Here is a 19328-nt window from a genome sequence, read left to right on the forward strand (position 1 = left end):
GTTCGACCCGGGCCTCCGCGACCTCGGCGCCCCGGCAGGACTTCACGGGGTACCGGGCCAGCCGGCTCACGAGGAGCGTCACCCTCCCGAGCCTAACCACCGGCGCGACGGCGCCCCGGGCGGCAGGATCGGGCCCGTGCGCGCGTTCGTGGCCCTGGTCCCGCCGCCGGAGGCGGTCGCGGAGCTGGTCGACGCGGTGGCGACCGTGCGGGGCGACCACCGCGGGGTCCGGTGGACGCCTCCGGAGCAGTGGCACCTGACACTCGCCTTCCTCGGCGAGGTCGACGGGGCGACGCTCGACGGGGTGGCGGCGGGCCTGGCCGCCGTCGCCGCCCGGGCCGCGCCGGTCGAGCTCGCGCTGGCCGGTGCGGGGCGGTTCGGGGAGCGGGTGCTGTGGACCGGGTTCGTCGGCGACACCGACGCGCTCGCCGCCCTCGCGGCGGGGGTGGCCGCGGCCGCCCGCGCCGCCGGCGTCGCCCTCGAGGACCGGGCCTTCCGCGCGCACCTGACGCTGGCCCGCGGCCGGGGCAGCGTGAGCCGGCTCGGACCGGCCGTGCGGGCGTTGTCCGGGTTCGCCGGACGGCCGTGGCGGGCCGAGACGCTGCGCCTGGTCCGCAGCCGCCCCGGCCCGCGCTACGACGATCTCGCCACCTGGCCGCTCGCCGGCGACCTCACCGACCGGTGAGCCGCTCCACCACCGGCGCCAGCTCCTCGGCGAACGCCTCGCTGACGGCCAGGTAGCTCACGCCCAGCTCGGCCCGGCGGCGTTCGAGCTCGGCGGCCATCTCGTCCGGCGTGCCGCGCAGCACCGCGAGGGTGTCCGGGTCGCGCAGCGCCTCCACCGCTCCGGGGCCCGCCCACCGCACCGCCCAGTCCGGGATCTCGTCGCCGACCACGAAGACGTTCATCGCGACCTCGAGGTCACGGCCGCCGGCGCGGGCCCGCAGATCCGCGGCCATGCGCTTCACCTCCGGCCTCGGGGTGGCGGGCCGTGCCGCGAGGGTGACGACGTCGGCCACCTCCGCGGCGAGGCCGAGGGCCTTCGGCCCGGACGCGGCCATCAGCACCGGGGTGTGCACCGGGGTCTCGGCACGGCCGTCGAGCTCGCGCAGCGCGGCGACGGCCGCCCGGACCTGTTCGAGCCGCTCGGCCGCGGTGCCCCACGGCATGCCGAGCGCCTCGGCCTCGGCGCGCGCGTCGGGCCGGCCGGTGCCGATGCCCAGGTCGAACCGGCCGTCGGTCAGCGCCGTCATCGTGTGCGCCTCCCAGGCGGTGGCGCGCGGCGTGCGCAGCGGTCCGGCCAGCACGAACGGGCAGACCCGCACGGTGGGCGCGGCCGCGGCGGCCGTCGCGAGCGCGGGCAGCGGGGCGTGCAGGTGCAGGTTGTCGGGGGTGAGCAGGGTCGAGTAGCCCAGCTCGGCGACCCGGCGGGCGCGAGCGGCCCAGGCCGTGCCCGGGCCCTGCGGCGCCGCGACGACCCCGAAGCGGAACGGCCGGCTCATCGGGTCACCTCGCCGTTGCGCGTCGCCGGCAGGGCCAGGGCGAACGCCACGAGCACGAGGACGCCACCGAACCGTCCGACCGGGATGAGCGGGTAGAGCACGTCCGTGAGCAGCGCGAACGTGCTGAGCGCGGCGAGGCCGCCGATCACCAGCGCGGCCCACGCGAGCCACCGCGGCACGAGCCGGCGGATCAGCGCCGGCACCCCCAGGCCGAGCAGCAGCAGGCCGAGTGGTGCCACGAAGCCGATCCCGCCCGTCGCGAACCAGAGCCAGGCGAGGGCGCGGGCCAGCGCGGCGTCGCCGAGGCCCGCGGTCTGCGCCGCGACCCAGCCGACGAGGCCGCTGAGGCTCAGCGCGCCGGCGGCCAGCACCGCGCCGGCGTAGCCCATGGACGGGCCGGGCGCGGAGACGCCGAGGCGGCGCAGCCGCCGCACCGCCGTTGCGGCGTAGACGACGAGCGGGAACGCCGAGCCGAGCAGCACCGCGGCCCCCACGGACAGCAGGGTGCCGTGGGCCGCCGTCCAGGCCAGCGCGGCCGCCGCGTCGGTGCCGGGCCGCGGGCCCGAGGCGCCGAGCACGGCGCCCGTGACGGTGAGCGCGGCGAAGGCGAGCGCCGGCACGAGGAGCGGCGGGCCGCCCTGGCGGTCGGGGCGCACGTCCGGCGGGCGGCGGGTGGTCGGGCGGGTGGACATGGTCATCGTTCCCCCTCGGATCCTTTACACGGAAGAATCGTTCACTTGTGTATACGGTTTGTCAAGGGATACGGTTCTGCCGTGATCGACCCGAGCGGCCCCGGTTCCGCCTTCCTGCTGGCCCAGCTGGGCGCCTTCGCCGCGGGCCGGTTCGCCGAGCGGATCGCGGAACTCGACCTGACCCCGCCGCAGACCGGGCTGCTGCGCGCGATCGCCGCCGAGCCGGGACAGTCGCAGCAGGCCCTCGCCCGGCTGCTCGGCACGCCACCCAGTCGGCTGGTCGCGCTGGTCGACGGGCTCGACGAGCGCGGCCTGGTCGAACGCCGCCGCAACCCCGACGACCGGCGCCTGCACGCCCTGTACGTCACCGCGGCCGGGGAGGCCCTGCTGCAGCGGGTCGCCGAGATCGGCCGCGCCCACGACGACGCGGTCTGCGGCCCGCTCGACACCGCCGACCGGGCCCGCCTGCGCGAGCTGCTCGCGCGGCTGGCCGACGCCCACGGCCTCACGCCGGGCGTCCACCCCGGTTACCGCCGTCTGTAGGTTCCCCGCCCGCGTGTGCCCCCGCCGACCTGCGGTGACAGGGTGTCGGGCATGAGTGATGCACCACCGGTGGCCGAGGAGCGCGCCGATCGCGGCTTCTTCGGCCAGCCGTCCCTGCTGTCCGCCCTGTTCGGGGTGGAGATGTGGGAGAGGTTCTCCTTCTACGGGATGCAGGGCATCCTGCTGATCTACCTGTACTACTCCGCCGAGCAGGGCGGCCTGGGGATCCCGGAGGCCACGGCCGCAGGCATCGTCGGGGCCTACGGCGGCCTGGTCTACCTGTCGACGATCGTCGGCACCTGGCTCGCCGACCGCGTGCTGGGCGCCGAACGGACCCTCTTCTCCGCCGCGATCGTGGTCATGGCCGGGCACATCGCGCTCGCGGTGATCCCGGGCCTGGCCGGGGTCGGTGTCGGCCTGGTGCTGGTCGCCCTCGGCAGCGGCGGCGTGAAGGGCAACGCGACGGCCCTCGTCGGCACCCTCTACGCCCCCGACGACGAGCGGCGTGACGCCGGGTTCTCCCTGTTCTACCTGGGCATCAACCTCGGGGCGCTGGTCGGTCCGCTGCTCACCGGGCTGCTGCAGTCCACGGCGGGCTTCCACTTCGGCTTCGGCCTCGCCGCGGTCGGCATGGCCGCCGGGTTGATCCAGTACGCGATCCGCCGGAAGAACCTGCCGGCGAAGGCGCACGAGATCCCGTCGCCGCTCGGCGGCGGGGAGCGCGTGCGCGCGCTCGTCGTCGCCGGCGTGGGGGTCGTGGTGATCCTGGTGCTCGCCCTCACCGGGGTCCTGAGCGCCGACCGCCTCGACCTCTCGGTGATCGTCGTGACCTGCGCCGCCGCGGTCGGCTACTTCGCCCTGATGCTCGGCAGCCGGCGGGTGACCCCCGTCGAGCGGCACCGGGTGCTCGCGTTCATCCCGCTGTGGATCGCCAGTGCGGCCTTCTGGTCGCTCTACCAGCAGCAGTTCACGGTGGTGACGATCTACTCGGACCAGCGGCTGGACCGGAACCTGTTCGGCTGGGAGTTCCCGGTGGCGTGGGTCCAGTCGATCAACCCGATCTTCATCATCGTGCTGTCCGGGGTGTTCGCCGCGCTCTGGACGAAGCTCGGCCCGCGGCAGCCGTCCACGCCGGTGAAGTTCGCGCTCGGCGTGGCGATCATGGGTGTGGCCTTCCTGCTGTTCCTGCCGATGGCCGGCGGAGGCCCCAACAGCGCCCCGCTGCTCGGCCTGATCGGGATCCTGTTCGTGTTCACGATCGCCGAGCTGATGATCTCTCCGGTCGGCCTGTCGATCTCGACCAAGCTCGCCCCGGAGGCCTTCCGCGCCCAGATGGTCGGGCTGTTCTTCCTGTCGATCGCACTGGGCACGGCCCTCTCGGGGGCCCTGGCAGGGTTCTACAGCGAGGACTCCGAGGGGGTCTACTTCGGGGTGCTCGGCGCCGTCGCGATCGTGGTCGGCGTGCTCGTCGCGCTGTCGACGCCGCTGCTCAAGCGGCTCATGGAGGGGATCCGATGACCGTTCGCTGGGGAATCGTCGGGCCGGGGCGCATCGCGCGGAAGGTGGCGGCGGACTTCGTCCACGTGCCCGACGCAGAGGTCGTGGCGGTCGCGTCCCGGTCGAAGGAGCGGGCGGCGGCGTTCGCGGCCGAGGTCGGGGCGGACACGGTGCACGACTCCTACCGGGCGATCGTCGAGGACCCGGGCGTCGACGTCCTCTACATCGCCACCCCGCACCCGCTGCACCGCGCGGTGGCCCTCGCCGGGCTCCGGGCCGGCAAGGCCCTGCTGGTCGAGAAGGCCTTCACCGTGACGCCCGAGGCGACCCGGGAGATCGCGGCCCTCGCCGCGGAGCGCGGCGTGTTCGTGATGGAGGCGATGTGGACGCGCTTCCAGCCCGCGATCGTCCGGCTGCGGGAACTGATCGCCGACGGGGCGATCGGCGACGTCATGGCCGTCCAGGCCGATCTCGGTGCCCAGCAGCCCAGCAGCCCCGACGACCGCTTCTACAACCCCGCGCTCGGCGGCGGCGCCCTGTTCGACCTGTCCGTCTACCCGATCTCGTTCGCCCAGATGGTGCTCGGCACCCCGGAGACGGTCACCGTGCACGGCTACATGGTCGAGGAGGGCGTCGACGTCGAGGAGGCGATCCTGCTCGGCTACCCCGAGGGTCGCAGCGCGACCCTCTTCGCCTCGCTGCGCTGCCAGTCCCCCGGCATGGCGCGGGTGGTGGGCACGGGCGGCTGGCTCGAGGTGCCGCCGCGCTTCCACCACCCCTCGCGCCTGCTCGTGCACCGCAACGGCCACGAACCGGAGGAGCTCCACCTCCCTGCGACCGGCGCCGGCTACTCGCACGAGATCGCCGAGGTCACGGAGGGTGTGAAGGCGGGGCTGGCCGAGAGCGCGGTGATGCCGCTGGCCGACACCGTGGCGGTGCAGGACATCATGGGCCGGGTCGCCGACCAGCTCGGCATGGCCGTCGCCGAGGGGCCCGCGGACCTCGAACAGTAGTTCGATCCACAGGTGTGGACGGACCTGTGGACAACTCGGTCGTGCACGGGAGGCGGTGCGGCAGCACCGCGCCCCGCGCACGGGGCCGCGTCAGCGCCGGCGGGTGCGGCGGGTGGCGGGCATGTCCATGCGGTCGCCGAGCATCGTCCGACAGACCCGGACCGCGTGGCCCCGCAGGTGCTCGTCGTCCGCGGCCCGGAGGGCGATCTCGTCGAGCAGGGACGCGAGGCCGAACGCGTACTCGGGATGCGTGAGGCCCGCGTAGCCGGCCTGGACGGCGTCGTGCCGCAGCCAGGCCGCGGCCCGGCCGATGATCTCCTGGTCCGCGCGCAGGGCGGCGTGACGGCGGCGCTCGTACGGATGCACCGGTTCCCCCGAGGGTCGTGCCGAACAAAGGACGTGGCCCGGGGGAAGCGGACCGGGGCACCACTCTGCCCCGTCCGCCCGCCCCGGGCCATCCCCCGCTCGGTCACACCACGAGCAGTACGGCCGCGGCCACCGTGAGCAGTGTCCGCACGGTGTGCGCGAGGTTCCACGGCCGCTCGAACCGTTCCCACGCCTCGGCGTCGGCGGCGGACCGGTCGAGCGCGGTGTTCAGCGGGATGTTGACGGCGACGGTGATCCCGTGCGCGCCCAGCACCGCGAGCAGCGCCCCGGCCACCACGAGCCAGGCGCCCGCGAGCGCCGCGAGGACCGCGGTGGCGACCGCGAGCAGCCCGGTGCCGACGAACAGCGTCCCGAACACCGGGTTCACGATCGCCCGGTTGATCGCCTGCATCGCGGCCGCCGCCTCCGGACCCGGCCGCCGATGCAGACCGGGCATGACCGCGACCGAGAAGGCCAGGAACAGCCCGCCCAGCAGCGCGGTCCCGATCGTCGTCCCAGGGACGAGAACCGTTGTGGTCATGCCGGCACCCCCAGCCCGTCGGCCCACGTCGCGACGGTCGTGGGCGTGGTCGCGTCGGTGGTGTGCGTCCAGCGTGCGGCCGCCGACCAGGACGAGGAACGGCCGAGGAGCCGGCTTCCGTGCTCGATCGTCCAGAACCACTGGACTCGTGCTCTCCTCCTCGTGACAGTGGTGCCGTGACGCTGCACCCGCCCTGGACCCCGTCCGACGCCGTCGGCGAGGCCCTGCACGTGCTGCGGATGAGCGGGACCTTCTACTGCCGCTCCGAGCTCGGTGCGCCCTGGGGCTTCACGCTGCCTGCGATGCCCGGCTGCCTCTGGTTCCACGTCGTGACCGCGGGTGGGTGCCTCCTGGAGGTGGGCGACGGCGTGCGCGAGCTCGGGGAGGGCGACCTCGTCCTGGTCCCGCGCGGCGAGGGGCACGTGCTGCGCAGCGACCCGGGGGCGGCGTCGCCGTCGATCCTCGCGATCCCGCACGACATGCCGGACTCGCGCTACGCGGTGCTCCGGCACGGCGGCGGCGGGACGCCCGCGACGATGGTCTGCGGCGCGGTCCGCTTCGACCATCCCGCCGCGCGCACGCTCGTCGGGCTGCTGCCGGACCTCATCCACGTGCCGGTCTCGCCGCTGACCGACCGGCTGCGGGACACCCTGCGGCTCATCGCCCTGGAGGTGGAGGAGCTGCGCCCCGGCGGCGAGGCCGTGATCACCCGGCTCGCCGACGTGCTGGTCATCCAGGCCATCCGGACGTGGATGGAGACCGACGCCGCGGCCCGCACCGGTTGGCTCGGCGCGCTGGCGGACCCGCAGGTCGGCCGGGCGCTGGCGCTGGTGCACCGGGACCCGGCACGGGACTGGTCGGTCGCCGCCCTGGCGGGTGAGGTCGCGATGTCCCGGTCGGCGTTCGCGGCCCGGTTCACCGCGCTGGTGGGCGAGCCCGCGATGGCCTACGTGACGCGCTGGCGGATGCACGTCGCGCTGGACCGGCTCGCCGGCGGCGACACGGTGGCCCGGATCGGTACGGACCTGGGCTACCGGTCCGAGGCGGCGTTCAGCCGGGCCTTCACCCGGGTGGTGGGGGAGCCGCCGAGCGCGGCGCGGCGGACCCTCGCGGCACGGCACGACCTGTCGCAGTGGGAGGCGGCGAGGTGACGAGCGCCCGCGCGGCCGGGCTCGCGAGCCAGGCCGCGGCCAGCGCGGACACCACCGCGAGCCCGGCGAGACCGGGGACGAAGCCGTGCCCGCCGCCCACGGCCGCGAGCAGCAGCGGGACGAAGAAGCCCAGGTAGGAGCAGGCGTAGAAGGTGCCGGTGAGGGCGCCGCGGGCGGCCGGGTCGGCCAGCCGGGCGACGAGCGTCAGGCCCGTCGCGAGGCAGATCCCGTAGGCCAGCCCGAGCAGGACCGAGACGGGCAGCACGAGCGGCCACACCCCGGCGACGTCGGCCACCAGCCCGAGGGCGATCCCCGCGGCGCCGAGGGCGAGGGCGATCGCGCCGGCCCACGTCGTCCCCAGGCGGCGGACCAGCGGCTGGACGACGACCCCGGTCCCCATGGTCAGCCCGGCCACGAGCCCGGTGACGGCCACGCCTATCCCGGGCATGACCGGCTCCAGCTCCAGCGGCAGCACGTTGACCGCGGTCGCGGCAAAGGCGAACACCCCGATCGCGATCGGCACGACCACCAGCCCGAACGCCCGCCCGGCCCCCGGCGGCACGCCGAGGTTCACCAACGGCCCGTCGCCGCGCCGCTGCTCGGGCGGCAGGGTCTCCGGCACCCGGGGGAGCAGCGCGAGCGCGGGCAGCATGAGGGCGACGTGCACCACGTACGGCAGCACCGCGGGTCCGGCCGCCCATTGGCCGAGCAGCCCGGACACCAGCGGGCCGAGGGCCCAGCCGCCGCCCAGCGCGACCGCGGTCAGCCGCGCGGCCCGCGCCCCGCCGTCGCCGGTCGCGGCCATCAGCTCGCCGAGCCAGGCCGTGCCGACGCTGAACACGACCCCCGACACCGCGCCCTGCAGGAACCGCCCCGCGAACAGCACCCAGGGCGCGACGGGGACGGCGAGGAAGGCCAGCGTGCTGAGCAGGGCCAACGCCACGAACGGGACGACGACCCGGCGCCGGCCGACCGCGTCGGACAGCGGCCCGGCGAGCAGCAGGGCGGGCACGAGCCCGGCGGCGTACACCCCGAAGGCGGTGGTCAGCGCGGTCGGTGAGAACCCGAGCGTCGCGCGGTAGTGCAGGAGCAGCGGTGTCGGGACGTTCGTGCCGTACGCGACGGCGAAGACCACGATCCACAGCGCGACCCACCCCGGCACCGCGCGACGTCCGCGTCCCCGCACCCGGGCACGGTAACCCGGCCGGGCTCCCGGCCGGGAGCCGTTCCGCCCGGACGGCGGTCGGACGTCAGCCGAGCCATTCCAGCCAGGCGGCACCGGGGTGCGCGCGGCCGAGGACCGTGCCGTGCCGGACGCCGTCGCGCACCGAGACCCGCCCGACCACCCCGAACACGCCACCTTCGCGGTTCTCCGCGATCCAGTGCTCCGGCACCTCGAGGCCCTGGACCGTGGTGCGGGCCTGCGGCCCCAGCGGGACCAACGGGTCGACCGAGACCCACTCGACGTCCCGGCCGGTGGCGACCAGCGCGTCGTCGAACGCGGCCAGCCGCTCCGGGCCGAGGAAGACGTGCACGTAGGTGTCGACGAGGCACACCAGCGCGTCCGGCGGCAGCCCTGCCACGACCTCGACCAGCGCGTCGACGACGTCGCCGCGCACGATCGGCGCGGGGTCGGCCAGCGCGAGTTGGGTCGCGGTGGCGAACCGGGACACGGCGCCGGCCTCGGGCGGCACGCAGGCGGCGAGCCAGGCGCGCGTGGCGGGGTCGGCCAGATCGTGCGGTTCCGCGTCGACGCCGACCCGCGCGGTGAGCACCGGCGGTTGCGGCGGGACCGGCGGCGGCGTGCCGCGGACCTCGCAGGACAGCTCGAGCGGGCCCGTCCCGCAGCGCAGCTCGGTGCCGTCCGGGAGCCGATAGCGGTAGGCATAGCGATCGGGACGCAGTCCCAACCCGGCCCCGGTGCCGAGATCGACGAGCGCGAGCGGGCGGGGATCCTCGGCGGCAACCGCGGCCAGCACGGGCAGCACGTCGAGGCACCGGGCCACCTCGGTCATCTGGTAGCGGTGGCCCGCGCACAGGCGCGCCAGCTCCTCCCGCTCGCCGCGGGCGAAGGCGGCCAGCGCGGGAACGAACCCGGCGTCCTGCTCGGGCTGTGGCGCGCCGGGCACCGGGAAGTAGCGGGCGAGCGCGCCGCCCTTCTCCGTGGCGAGCCGGCGGACGGCGGCGGACAGCAGCAGGGCGGGCTGGTGGTCGAGCGGCAGGTCGGCGGCGATCCCGAGCAGCACCTGGTCCTCGGCGATGCCGCGGAGCAGGGCGGCGGTGAGCCACCAGCTCGGCGGGGCGCCGGGCGCGGACCAGGCGTCGGCCACCGCCGTGGCCTGGGCGGCGACCTGCGCGGTCCGATCGATCACACGTCCGGGGTCGCGCGCGTCGCCCGGCTCGTTAGCGGGAGCGGCGCGCATCGCGTGCAGTCTCGATCTGAGACAGGGAGCGGACGTGTGATCCAGCACACTGGCGCGATGCGTGCGATGCAGGTGCTCCGGCTGGTCGTCCACGCGCGGAGCAGGCAGCCGGTGCTGGTGCTCGGCGAGGTCGACGGGGAGCGGTGCGTACCGGTCTTCCTGCGGCCGCAGCAGGCCGAGGTGATCGCGGTGGGCCCGCGCGAGGGCGGCGACCCGGCCGCCGCCGAGACCGCCCTCGTGCAGGACTTGCTGGTCCCGCTCGTCGGGGCGCTCGGGGCCCGGCTCACCGGCGCGGAGATCACCGACCTGGTCGACGGCGTCTACACCGCCGAGCTGGTGCTGCGCGACGAGGCCGCGGCCGAGGTGCGGGTGAAGGTCCGGCCGAGCGACGCGCTGGCCGTGGCGGTGCGGGAGGGGCTGGCGATCGGGGTCGCCGACGCCATCCTCGACGAGGTCGGGCAGGACACCTCCGAGGTGTTCCCCGACGGCGCCGACGCGCCCCCCGCCGAGCAGCTGCGGGAGTTCCGGGAGTTCCTCGACGACGTCACGCCGGACGACTTCCGGCGCTGAGCGAGCCTGCGGAGCGATCGTCGGCGCTGAGCGAGCCTGCGGAGCGATCGTCGGCGCCGGGCGAGCCTGCGGAGCGATCGTCGGCGCTGAGCGAGCCTGCGGAGCGATCGTCGGCGCCGAGCGGAGCCGGTGGCCGCTCGTCGTAGTCGGGCAGGTCGATCGCCTCGGCCTTCGCGAAGAACAGCTTCCGGGCGAGGCCGCGCAGCGGCCGGCTGACCATGAGCTTCATCGACCAGATGCGGTTGCGGATCGCGGCCCGGGTGTGCGGGGCGTAGCCGCGGATGCCGCCGGGCGGGAGGACCTGGCCCTGCATGACGTACGGGCGCATCCGCTCCTCGTACGCCGCGAAGGCCGCCTCGTGCGTGGCGTGCCGGCCCAGCTCGCCGGCCAGCACGTACGCGCCGACCAGGGCCAGGCTGGTGCCCATCCCGGTGAGGGGGCAGGGGGCGTAGCCGGCGTCGCCGACGAGGGCGACCCGGCCCGCGGTCCAGCGGTCCATGCGGACCTGCGCGACCAGGTCGAGGTAGAAGTCGTCGGCGGCGTGCATGGCGGCGACCAGCTGCGGGGCGACCCAGCCCATGCCGCGCATCCGATCGGCGACGATCGCGCGCTGGGCGTCGAGGTCGCGGCGGTCGTGGTCCAGCGGTGCGGAGAGGAACGAGAGCCCGACCTTGGCGCGGCCGGGCGTGCTGTCCGGGCGGGCCGACGCCACCCGGCCCGGCTCGTTGTACATCTCGTACCAGCCGTCGAGGCCGACCGGATCGGGCGCGGTGAACCAGGCCATGTAGCCGCCGACGGGGTGCACGAACTCCTCCTCCGGCCCGAAGGCCAGCCGCCGGATCCCCGAGTGCGGCCCGTCCGCGCCCACGACCAGGTCGAACGTGCGCGTGCCGCCGTCGGAGAAGGTGACGGCGACGCCCGCGGGGCCGTCGTCGAGCGCGGTCACGCGCAGGCCCCACAGGTACTGCGCGGAGGTCGCCTCGAGCAGGATCCGGGACAGGTCGCCGCGGAGGATCTCGTACTCGCTGACGATGCCGTCGCCGCCGAGGTCCGCGACTCGCATCTCGGCGAGGTGCCGGCCGTCGGCGTCGACGTACGCGACGCCCTCCTGGTCCACGCACGCGGCCCGCACGGCGGGCATGAGCCCCATCCGCTCGACGACGGTGCGGCCGGCCCCGCGCAGGTCGACGGTCTGGCCGCCGGGCCGTGGCCCGGGTGCGCTCTCGACGACGGTCACGGCGAAGCCGCGCCGCTGCAGCCAGAAGGCCAGGGCGGGGCCGGCGATGCCGGCCCCGGAGACGAGGACGGTGCGGGTCATGATTCCTACCTCTCGGTGCTGATGCGCCGAGGGTACGGCGTACGCAGGTGTTCTCGATGTCTCTGGCTGTGGATACGATCGGATGGACGAAAGCGCTCTAGTGCACCGGCGAGGTGCACCAGCAGTGCACTGGTGCGGGGAGGGCGCGTGGCGTACACGGACGTCGTCGAGGTGATCCGGGCCCGGATCACGGCCGGCGAGCTGGTTCCGGGCGACCGGATCCCGTCGACCCGGCAGATCGTGGCGGAGTTCGGTGTCGCGATGGCCACGGCGAGCAAGGTGATCGCGGCGCTGCGGCAGGAGGGGCTCGTCCGGGTGCTGCCCGGGGTCGGGACGGTCGTCGCGGGCGGTGCCGCGGCCCCGGAGCCCGAGCTGGGCCGCGGCCGCATCCTGCGCGCCGCGATCCGGATCGCCGACGGCGAGGGCATCGACGCGCTGTCCATGCGCCGGGTCGCCGCGGCGCTCGGTACCGGCACGATGTCGCTGTACCGGCACGTGCCCGGCAAGGAGGAGCTGCTCCTGCTCATGCGCGACGCGGCGTTCGGCGAGTTCCCGCTGCCCCCGGTCCCGCCGCCCGGCTGGCGGGCGCAGCTGGAGGTGTCCTCGCGCTCGTTGTGGGCGCTGTACCGCCGGCACCCCTGGGTGGCCCGCACGACGTCGATGACCCGGCCCTACGCCGGCCCGAACCAGATGCCGTACTCGGAGTGGAACCTGCGCGCCCTCACCGGCCTCGGCCTCGACGACCCGACGATCTTCCGGCTGCACCTGGCCCTGTTCGGCTACGTGCACGGCGCGGCCGCGAGCCTCGAGTCCGAGGCGCGGGAGGAGGCGGAGACGGGCGTGACGCTCTGGCAGTGGATCCGCGCCCGCGAGACCGAGAACCGCGCGGTCATGGAGTCCGGTTCCTTCCCGAACTCGGTGCGGGTGTTCCTGCACGCCGACACGGGCTTCGACCTCGACACGATCTTCGAGACGGGCCTGGCGAGAATGCTCGACGGCATCGCGGCCCTGACTGGCCGCACCGGAGAACGATGAGACGATTCGCGGCATGCTCCTCTAGCACGGCCACCCCGTCGGCGGAATAGACCGTCGGCACGATTCGATCACCGCGATTCGGGCCTTGTGCGGGCTGCCGGATCCGTTGTGGCCGAGAGGTGTGACCGCGGCATCCGGAGTAGTGGGGAGAAGTCCCGAAATCGGGGTTTGACAGCACAGTGAGCCGTCACGATCATACTCCTCGTTGGACTCTTCGCCCTTGTGCTCATTTTCCTCGCTCACCCCGAAGTCGTCGTCGCGCACTCGCCCCTGGAGACCGCACCGTGCCGAGCCAGTCGTCGCCGAGCGCCGCCGGCCGTACGGGAACGGGCGATTCCCCGGCGCCGCGGTCCCGTAGTCAGGAGGTCGCCGACTCGCCCTCGCTCATGGCGATCGTCTTCGTCGCGACGATCGGCGTGGTGCTCTACACGGTTTTCCTCTTCGATTTCTCCCATCGCGGGAATTGGGTTCCGTACCTGATGGTGCTGGTCGCCGAGTCCTTCATCGTGCTCCAGGCCGCGCTGGCGCTGTGGACGATCCTCTCCTGTGGCCACGACCCCCGCGACTACCGCTTCTACGACGCGCAACGCCGGCTGCACGGCCCGGGGGGCGAGGCCGGCCGCGACGTGCCGCCGCCCGACCGGCCGATGTTCCTCGGCGGTGCCGGGGCAACGGTCGACGTCTTCGTCACGACCTACGGCGAGTCCCTCGACGACATCCGGCGCACCGTGGTCGCCGCACTCGCGATGGAGGGGCGGCACACGACCTACGTCCTGGACGACGGCAGGACGGCCGGGGTGTTCGCGCTCGCGAGGGAGCTCGGCGCGGTCTACGTCGCGCGGACCGGCAACGACTACGCCAAGGCGGGGAACGTCAACCACGCACTGGGGCTGACCACCGGCGAGTTCTTCGTGATCCTGGACGCCGATTTCGTCGCGCAGCCCGATTTCCTCCGTCAGACCGTGCCCTTCTTCGCGGATCCGACCGTCGCCTTCGTGCAGACACCGCAGGTGTACGGCAACCTGAACAATCTGATCTCGCGCGGTGCGGGCTACATGCAGACCGTGTTCTACCGTTTCATGCAGCCGGGCAAGAACCGGTTCAACGCAGCCTTCTGCGTGGGCACCAACGTGGTGTTCCGACGCGCGGCCGTGGAGGAGATCGGCGGCATCTACCAGGAGTCCCAGTCCGAGGACGTCTGGACGTCGCTGAAGTTGCACGAGCGCGGCTGGCGGTCGGTGTACATCGCCACCGAACTCGCGGTCGGGCGGACCCCGGAGACCATCGAGACCTACACGAAACAGCAGTTGCGCTGGGCCACGGGCGGTTTCGAGATCCTGTTGCGCAGCAATCCGATGGGGCGCGGCCGCAGGCTGACCCTCGACCAGCGTCTGCAGTACTTCGGCACGGCCACCTTCTATCTGGTCGGGGTGGCGCCGCTGCTGCTGATCCTGGTGCCGCCGCTGCAGATCTACTTCGGGATCGGCCCCATCGACGCCGACGTTTCCGGGGCGACCTGGTTCTTCCACTACGCCGGCTTCTACTTCATGCAGGTCGTGGTCGCGCTCTACACCATCGGGTCGTTCCGGTGGGAGACGTTGATGCTGGCCACGGCGTCCTTCCCGATCTACACCCGGGCGTTCCTGAACGCCCTGCTGCGCCGGGAGCAGTCCTGGAGCGCGACCCATCGCTCGGGCGTCCGGAACTCGCCGTTCGACTTCATCGTCCCGCAGGTGCTGACCTTCGTGTTCCTGCTGCTGACCTCGGCGGTGGGGATCTGGCAGGCGCACGCGGACCGGACGGTCACGCTCGCCCTCGTCTGGAACGTCACCAACACCGTCGTTCTCGGCGCGTTCGTGGTCACGGCGATGCGCGAGGCCCGCGAGACCCGGGCCCTGAACCGCGCCGCACGCCGGCAGCTGCGCGACCGCGGGCGGGGGTGGACCGCGGAGGAGCCGGTGCCGGTGCCCCGGCAGGGCGGGGCCGACGTCCCGCGGTCGGCCGTCCACTCGTCGACGGCCCTGGCCCGGGCGGAGGACGCGGGATGACCTGGCGCGGCCGGTTCCGGCTCGGTCTCGGGATCCTCGGCGTCCTCGCGGTCACCGCGGTGCTGACCATGGTGCTGAACGCCCGCAACGGGGTCGTCGAGAGCCGTTCGGCCGCGCTGGCCGCCGAGACGTACCCGGTGGGCACCGACTACGGCGGCACGCTGGTGACGCAGCTCGTGCGGATCGGCGACCAGGTCGCGGTCGGCCAGCCGATGTTCGAGCTGCGCAGCAGCGCGGTGCAGCGCGACCTCGCCCAGCGGCTCGTCGACACCAGCGCCCTGCCCTACGAGCTGCGTCCCGACGGCACGCTCGTCCTCACCGCGAGCGACGCCGGCCGGGTGGCCTCCCTCGCCTACCCGCTCGGCTCGTTCGTGCCGGCGAACAGCACGATCGCGACCGTGCAGCGGGCGGGCTCGCTGTACGTCGAGGGCGAGTTCGTGCTCACGGCCCAGGACTACGCGCGGTTGCCCCCCGACGCGACGCTCGAGGTGCTCCTGCCGTCGAACCGGTCCGTCGACGCGCAGGTGCGGCGCATCCGGGTGCAGACCGAGGACGGGCAGGCGCGCACCGAGGTGGAGGCGTACAGCGACCAGCTCGGCGACGCCACCGCCGACGGGCTGTTCGCGGTGGGCACCCCGGTCACGGCGACCCTGCACCTGCGCAACGACGGCGTCGTCACAGACGCCACGACGTGGGTGCTCCGCGAGGTCGGCGTCGTCACCGACGCCGCGACCTCGGTGCTCCGCCGGATGGGCCTCGACGCGTGAGGAACCGGTCCGCGCTCCCCGTGCTGGTGGTCCTGCTCGTCCTCGCCGGCTGCACGGGCAGCACGCCGGCCCCTGCGGAGCAGGTGGACCGCAGCGACCCCGCGCTCGCCGCGGCCGTGGCCGCGCTGCCGCAGCGCAGCGTCGGGAGCGCGCCCGCGCTGCGGCTGGCCGGCGGACTGGTGCCGCCGACGAACCGGTGGTTCTCCGGGCTGGTGTTCCCCGCCGCCGCGCAACCGGTCTTCCCGCTGCCGCTGTCGGTCGGCGTGCGCGACGACGGGTTCGCGATCGGCCTGCCGGAGGTCACCCCGACCGCGACGACGATCTTCGGCAGTCACCGGCCCGCGCTCGACCTGGGCCTCGGGACCGCCCGCATGCTGGTCGTGCGGTACGACGACCTCACCGTGACCGTCGCGTTCCTCGACGAGAGCGGCGCCGAGCGCGGCCGCGTGCTCCTGGCGCGCGGCTCCCCGTACGTGCGCTACACGGCCACGGTCGAGCAGCGGATCACGCTCGACCCGGCGCCGCAGGCCGGGGCCGTCGAGAGGCTCGGGCAGCGGTACGGGTTCGTGGCCGGCGACGGCGCCGAGGTCGAGGGCGACGGCGCGCGGCTGCCGGCTCGGGGATGGGTCACGCTGTTCGCCGTCCCGCCGGGTGGCGACGCCGCCCTCCTCGCCGGGCACGCCTCCGTCGCGGTGCTCGGCGGCCAGGCCACGCACCGGATCATGGGCGACCGGGTCGTGACCACCCTCGACTACCGCACCGACGGCGGCGACACCCTCGTCGGTGCGATGCCGCACCAGGACTCCGGGCCCGGCTGCACGGCCGGCACCTACCCGACGATCTACGGGCCGCTGTCGCTGTGCGCCGGGACCGCGCTCACGCTCGCGGACCCGCTGGTGGCGCCGTCGGACGGGCTCGACCTCTCCGGGTTGTCCGACGCCGACCGGGTCGCCGTCGCCGCGGCGGTGCAGGCGGACGCCGCGACCACGTCCTTCACGGCCTCCGACACCTACGCCGCCGGCAAGGAGCTCGCCCGGGCGGCGAACCTGCTGCGCCTGGCCGAGCAGCTCGGCCTGGACGAGCCCGAGAGCCGGCTGCGCGCCGCGCTCGCCGCCGAGCTGCGCCGCTGGGCCGAGCCGGACGGGTGCGCGCACCGGGACACGCACTGCTTCGTCTACGACCCGGTGCTGCGCGGGGTCGTCGGCCTGGGCGTCGCGTTCGGCTCCGAGCAGTTCAACGACCACCAGTTCCACTACGGCTACTTCCTCTACGCCGCGGCGGTCGCGGCCCGCCAGGACCCGGGCCTGGCCGCCGCCCTCGCGCCCGTGACGGACCTGCTGGCCGCCGACATCGGGGCCGGCCGGAGGACCGCGGAGTTCCCGCGGGGCCGGGCCTTCGACGAGTACGCCGGGCATTCCTGGGCGTCGGGCTTCAGCCCGTTCGCCGACGGCAACAACCAGGAGTCGAGCTCGGAGGCCGTGGCCGCCTACAACGGCCTCGCCCTGTGGGCGCAGGTCCGCGGCGACGCGCCGTTGCGGGAGCGGGCTGTCGTGCTCCTGAGCCGCGAGGCGGCCGCGGCCACCCGGTACTACGTCGCGCCGCCGCTGCGCTCCGCGGAGTTCGACGGGTTCGCCCACCGCGTCGTCGCGATCAACTGGGGCGGCAAGCGCGACTACGCGACCTGGTTCAGCCCCGCCCCGGGAGCGGTCCTGGGCATCCAGCTGATCCCCATGTCGCCCGTCGCGGGTTACCTCGCGGGTGACGCCGACCGCATCCGCACCGACGTGGCCGAGGCGGCGCCGGCGGGCTTCGACGTCCCGTTCGGCGACTACCTGGTGATGTACCTGGCCCTGGCCGACCCGGCCGCGGCCCGGGCGGCGGCGGCCGGGTTGCCGGCGTCGGCGGTCGACGCCGGCAACTCCCGCGCGTACCTGCTGGCCTGGACCTTCTCCCGCCGGCTCCCGTGACGGTCAGGCGGCGGCAGGCTCGGGCTCGGGCTCGTCGAACTGGGTCCGGTAGAGCTCGGCGTAGCGGCCGGACCCGGCGAGGAGCCGTTCGTGCGTGCCGCGCTCCACGATCCGCCCCTGCTCCACGACGAGGATCTGGTCGGCGTCGCGCACCGTGGAGAGCCGGTGGGCGATGACCAGCGCGGTCCGCCCGTCGAGCGCCTCGGCCAGCGCGGCCTGCACCGCGGCCTCGGAGGTCGAGTCGAGGCTGGCCGTGGCCTCGTCGAGCACCACGATCCTGGGCCTCGCCAGCAGCAGCCGCGCGATCGTCAGCCGTTGCCGCTCGCCGCCGGAGAGGCGGTAGCCCCGCTCGCCGACCACCGTGTCCAGCCCGTCCGGCAGGGCCGCGACCAGCGCACCCAGCCGGGCCCGGCGCAGCGCCGCCCACAGCTCGTCCTCGCTCGCCCCCGGCGCCGCGAGCAGCAGGTTCGCGCGGATCGTGTCGTGGAAGAGGTGGCCGTCCTGGGTCACGAACCCGACGTCGCCGTGCAGGTCCGCGGCCCGCAGCTCCCGTACGTCGACGCCGCCGACCGACACCGCGCCGCCGTCGACGTCGTAGAGCCGGGCGAGCAGCTGCGCGATCGTCGACTTGCCGGCCCCGGAGCTGCCGACGAGCGCGGTCAGCGACCCGGCCGGGACGGTGAACGAGATGTCGTGCAGCACGGTGTCGCCGCCGCGGGCGTCGAGCGTCGCGACCTCCTCCAGCGAGGCCAGCGACACGCGCGCCGCGGCCGGGTAGGCGAAGTCGACGTGGTCGAACCGGACGTCGAGCGGTCCCGCCGGCAGGGCACGCGGCTCCCCGGGGTCCTGGATGGCCGGCTCCAGGTCGAGCACCTCGAACACCCGCTCGAAGCTGACGACCGCGCCCATCGCCTCGACCCGCGCCCCCGCGAGCGCGGTCAGCGGCGCGTAGAGCCTGGTCAGCAGCATCGCGAGGGACACGACGGCGCCCGGCGCGAGCAGCCCGCCCAGCGCCAGCCCGCCGCCGACGCCGTAGACCAGCGCGAGCGCCAGGGCCGAGACCAGCGTCAACGCCGTGACGAACACCCACTGCACCATCGCCGACCGCACACCGATGTCGCGCACCCGGCCGGCCCGCGCGGCGAACTCCGCCGACTCCTCCGCGGGCCGCCCGAAGAGCTTGACGAGCGTGGCGCCGGGCGCCGAGAACCGCTCGGTCATCTGGGTGCTCATCGCGGCGTTGTGGTCCGCCGCCTCGCGCTGCAGCCGCGCCAGCCGCGAGCCCATCCGCCGGGCCGGCAGCACGAACACCGGCAGCAGGAGGAGGGCGAGCAGGGTGACCTGCCACGAGATGCTCAGCATCACCGCGAGCGTGAGCATCAGCGTCACGGCGTTGCCGACGACCCCGGACAGGGTGTCGCTGAAGGCCCGCTGCGCGCCCAGCACGTCGTTGTTCAGCCGGCTGACCAGCGCGCCCGTGCGGGTGCGGGTGAAGAACGCGACGGGCATGCGCTGCACGTGGTCGAACACCGCGGTGCGCAGCTGCAGGATCAGGCCCTCGCCGATGGTCGCGGAGAACCAGCGGGTGAACAGGCCGAGCGCGGCCTCGGCGACCGCGACCGCGGCGATCAGCCCGGCCAGCCCGGCGACGACCCGCAACCCCTCCCGGGCGTCGATCGCGTCGACCACCCGCCCGGCCAGCAGCGGCGTGACGACGGTCAGCACCGCCCCCGCCACGCTGAGCAGCACGAACGCGGTGATCCGCCGCCGGTGGGGCCGGGCGAACCCCGCGATCCGCCGCAGGGTGACGGGCACGGGCGCCCGCGTCTCCTCCCGCTCGCGGGAGGCGGTGCGCAGGGCACTCCAGGTGTTCACGTCCATGCGGCGACGGTAAA

The 19328-nt window shown here is 74.7% G+C and carries 18 protein-coding genes; 10 read left to right on the forward strand and 8 right to left on the reverse strand.

Going from position 1 to position 19328, the window contains the following annotated elements:
• The first annotated feature begins 136 nt into the window (after positions 1-136).
• Positions 137-685: an RNA 2',3'-cyclic phosphodiesterase gene (gene thpR, locus LWC35_RS00005; RefSeq protein ID WP_232867555.1), complete on the forward strand. Its 549-nt coding sequence runs from the start codon at positions 137-139 to the stop codon at positions 683-685.
• Here thpR and LWC35_RS00010 read toward each other — a convergent pair.
• Both LWC35_RS00010 and LWC35_RS00015 read right to left on the reverse strand, forming a co-directional pair.
• Positions 672-1502, reverse strand: coding sequence for an LLM class flavin-dependent oxidoreductase (locus LWC35_RS00010; RefSeq protein ID WP_232867557.1), 831 nt, complete (start codon positions 1500-1502; stop codon positions 672-674). The two genes, thpR and LWC35_RS00010, sit on opposite strands and share 14 nt — an antisense overlap.
• On the reverse strand, positions 1499-2200 hold the full coding sequence (locus LWC35_RS00015; protein WP_232867559.1) for a DUF4386 domain-containing protein: 702 nt from the start codon (positions 2198-2200) through the stop codon (positions 1499-1501). The genes LWC35_RS00010 and LWC35_RS00015 overlap by 4 nt, the downstream gene beginning before the upstream one ends.
• Before the next feature lie 75 nt (positions 2201-2275).
• On the opposite strand from LWC35_RS00015, the gene LWC35_RS00020 reads away from it, so the two are divergent.
• Genes LWC35_RS00020 through LWC35_RS00030 form a run of 3 tightly spaced genes read left to right on the forward strand, consistent with a single transcriptional unit; the run spans position 2276 to position 5247 of the window.
• Positions 2276-2737 carry a MarR family winged helix-turn-helix transcriptional regulator gene (locus LWC35_RS00020; RefSeq protein WP_232867561.1) on the forward strand — a complete coding sequence of 154 codons (462 nt, stop codon included), beginning with the start codon at positions 2276-2278 and terminating at the stop codon, positions 2735-2737.
• A 51-nt stretch (positions 2738-2788) separates the two neighbouring features.
• Positions 2789-4255, forward strand: a complete 1467-nt coding sequence (locus LWC35_RS00025; RefSeq protein WP_232867563.1) for a peptide MFS transporter — start codon at positions 2789-2791, stop codon at positions 4253-4255.
• Positions 4252-5247 carry a Gfo/Idh/MocA family protein gene (locus LWC35_RS00030; protein ID WP_232867564.1) on the forward strand — a complete coding sequence of 332 codons (996 nt, stop codon included), beginning with the start codon at positions 4252-4254 and terminating at the stop codon, positions 5245-5247. Before LWC35_RS00025 ends, LWC35_RS00030 begins: the two co-directional genes overlap by 4 nt.
• 90 nt (positions 5248-5337) lie before the next feature.
• Here the strand turns inward: LWC35_RS00030 and LWC35_RS00035 are convergent, their stop codons facing one another.
• Positions 5338-5613, reverse strand: a complete 276-nt coding sequence (locus tag LWC35_RS00035; RefSeq protein ID WP_232867565.1) for a hypothetical protein — start codon at positions 5611-5613, stop codon at positions 5338-5340.
• 103 nt (positions 5614-5716) lie between these two features.
• Positions 5717-6154: an anthrone oxygenase family protein gene (locus LWC35_RS00040; protein ID WP_232867567.1), complete on the reverse strand. Its 438-nt coding sequence runs from the start codon at positions 6152-6154 to the stop codon at positions 5717-5719.
• A gap of 176 nt (positions 6155-6330) precedes the next feature.
• On the opposite strand from LWC35_RS00040, the gene LWC35_RS00045 reads away from it, so the two are divergent.
• Positions 6331-7305 (forward strand): AraC family transcriptional regulator, encoded by a 975-nt coding sequence (locus tag LWC35_RS00045; protein ID WP_232867568.1) that lies wholly within the window; start codon positions 6331-6333, stop codon positions 7303-7305.
• Here LWC35_RS00045 and LWC35_RS00050 read toward each other — a convergent pair.
• The gene (locus LWC35_RS00050; protein WP_232867570.1) at positions 7217-8491 is read right to left on the reverse strand and encodes an MFS transporter; all 1275 of its coding nucleotides are present in this window, start codon (positions 8489-8491) and stop codon (positions 7217-7219) included. The genes LWC35_RS00045 and LWC35_RS00050 overlap by 89 nt on opposite strands.
• Before the next feature lie 64 nt (positions 8492-8555).
• Entirely contained in the window at positions 8556-9677 is a 1122-nt protein-coding gene (locus LWC35_RS00055; protein WP_232867571.1) for a DUF2332 domain-containing protein, read from the reverse strand.
• A gap of 108 nt (positions 9678-9785) precedes the next feature.
• On the opposite strand from LWC35_RS00055, the gene LWC35_RS00060 reads away from it, so the two are divergent.
• Complete coding sequence (locus LWC35_RS00060; RefSeq protein WP_232867573.1) at positions 9786-10298, forward strand: bifunctional nuclease family protein; 513 nt, start codon at positions 9786-9788, stop codon at positions 10296-10298.
• Here the strand turns inward: LWC35_RS00060 and LWC35_RS00065 are convergent.
• Positions 10273-11616, reverse strand: a complete 1344-nt coding sequence (locus LWC35_RS00065) for an FAD-dependent monooxygenase (protein WP_232867585.1) — start codon at positions 11614-11616, stop codon at positions 10273-10275. The two genes, LWC35_RS00060 and LWC35_RS00065, sit on opposite strands and share 26 nt — an antisense overlap.
• 147 nt (positions 11617-11763) lie before the next feature.
• On the opposite strand from LWC35_RS00065, the gene LWC35_RS00070 reads away from it, so the two are divergent.
• The 4 genes from LWC35_RS00070 (at position 11764) to LWC35_RS40015 (ending at position 17433) form a co-directional block, all read left to right on the forward strand.
• Positions 11764-12651 (forward strand): TetR/AcrR family transcriptional regulator C-terminal domain-containing protein, encoded by an 888-nt coding sequence (locus LWC35_RS00070; protein WP_232867597.1) that lies wholly within the window; start codon positions 11764-11766, stop codon positions 12649-12651.
• A gap of 386 nt (positions 12652-13037) precedes the next feature.
• A complete protein-coding gene (locus tag LWC35_RS00075; RefSeq protein WP_232867606.1) occupies positions 13038-14699 on the forward strand; it encodes a glycosyltransferase family 2 protein in 1662 nt (553 codons plus the stop codon).
• A complete protein-coding gene (locus tag LWC35_RS00080) occupies positions 14696-15466 on the forward strand; it encodes an RND family efflux transporter (protein WP_232867607.1) in 771 nt (256 codons plus the stop codon). The genes LWC35_RS00075 and LWC35_RS00080 overlap by 4 nt, the downstream gene beginning before the upstream one ends.
• On the forward strand, positions 15463-17433 hold the full coding sequence (locus tag LWC35_RS40015; RefSeq protein WP_232867609.1) for a glycosyl hydrolase: 1971 nt from the start codon (positions 15463-15465) through the stop codon (positions 17431-17433). Before LWC35_RS00080 ends, LWC35_RS40015 begins: the two co-directional genes overlap by 4 nt.
• Before the next feature lie 3 nt (positions 17434-17436).
• On the opposite strand, the gene LWC35_RS00090 is transcribed toward LWC35_RS40015, so the two are convergent.
• A complete protein-coding gene (locus LWC35_RS00090; protein ID WP_232867611.1) occupies positions 17437-19314 on the reverse strand; it encodes an ABC transporter ATP-binding protein in 1878 nt (625 codons plus the stop codon).
• Between the last annotated feature and the right edge of the window lie 14 nt (positions 19315-19328).

Origin of the sequence: Pseudonocardia kujensis (assembly GCF_021283305.1) — a bacterium.
Taxonomy (GTDB): domain Bacteria; phylum Actinomycetota; class Actinomycetes; order Mycobacteriales; family Pseudonocardiaceae; genus Pseudonocardia; species Pseudonocardia kujensis.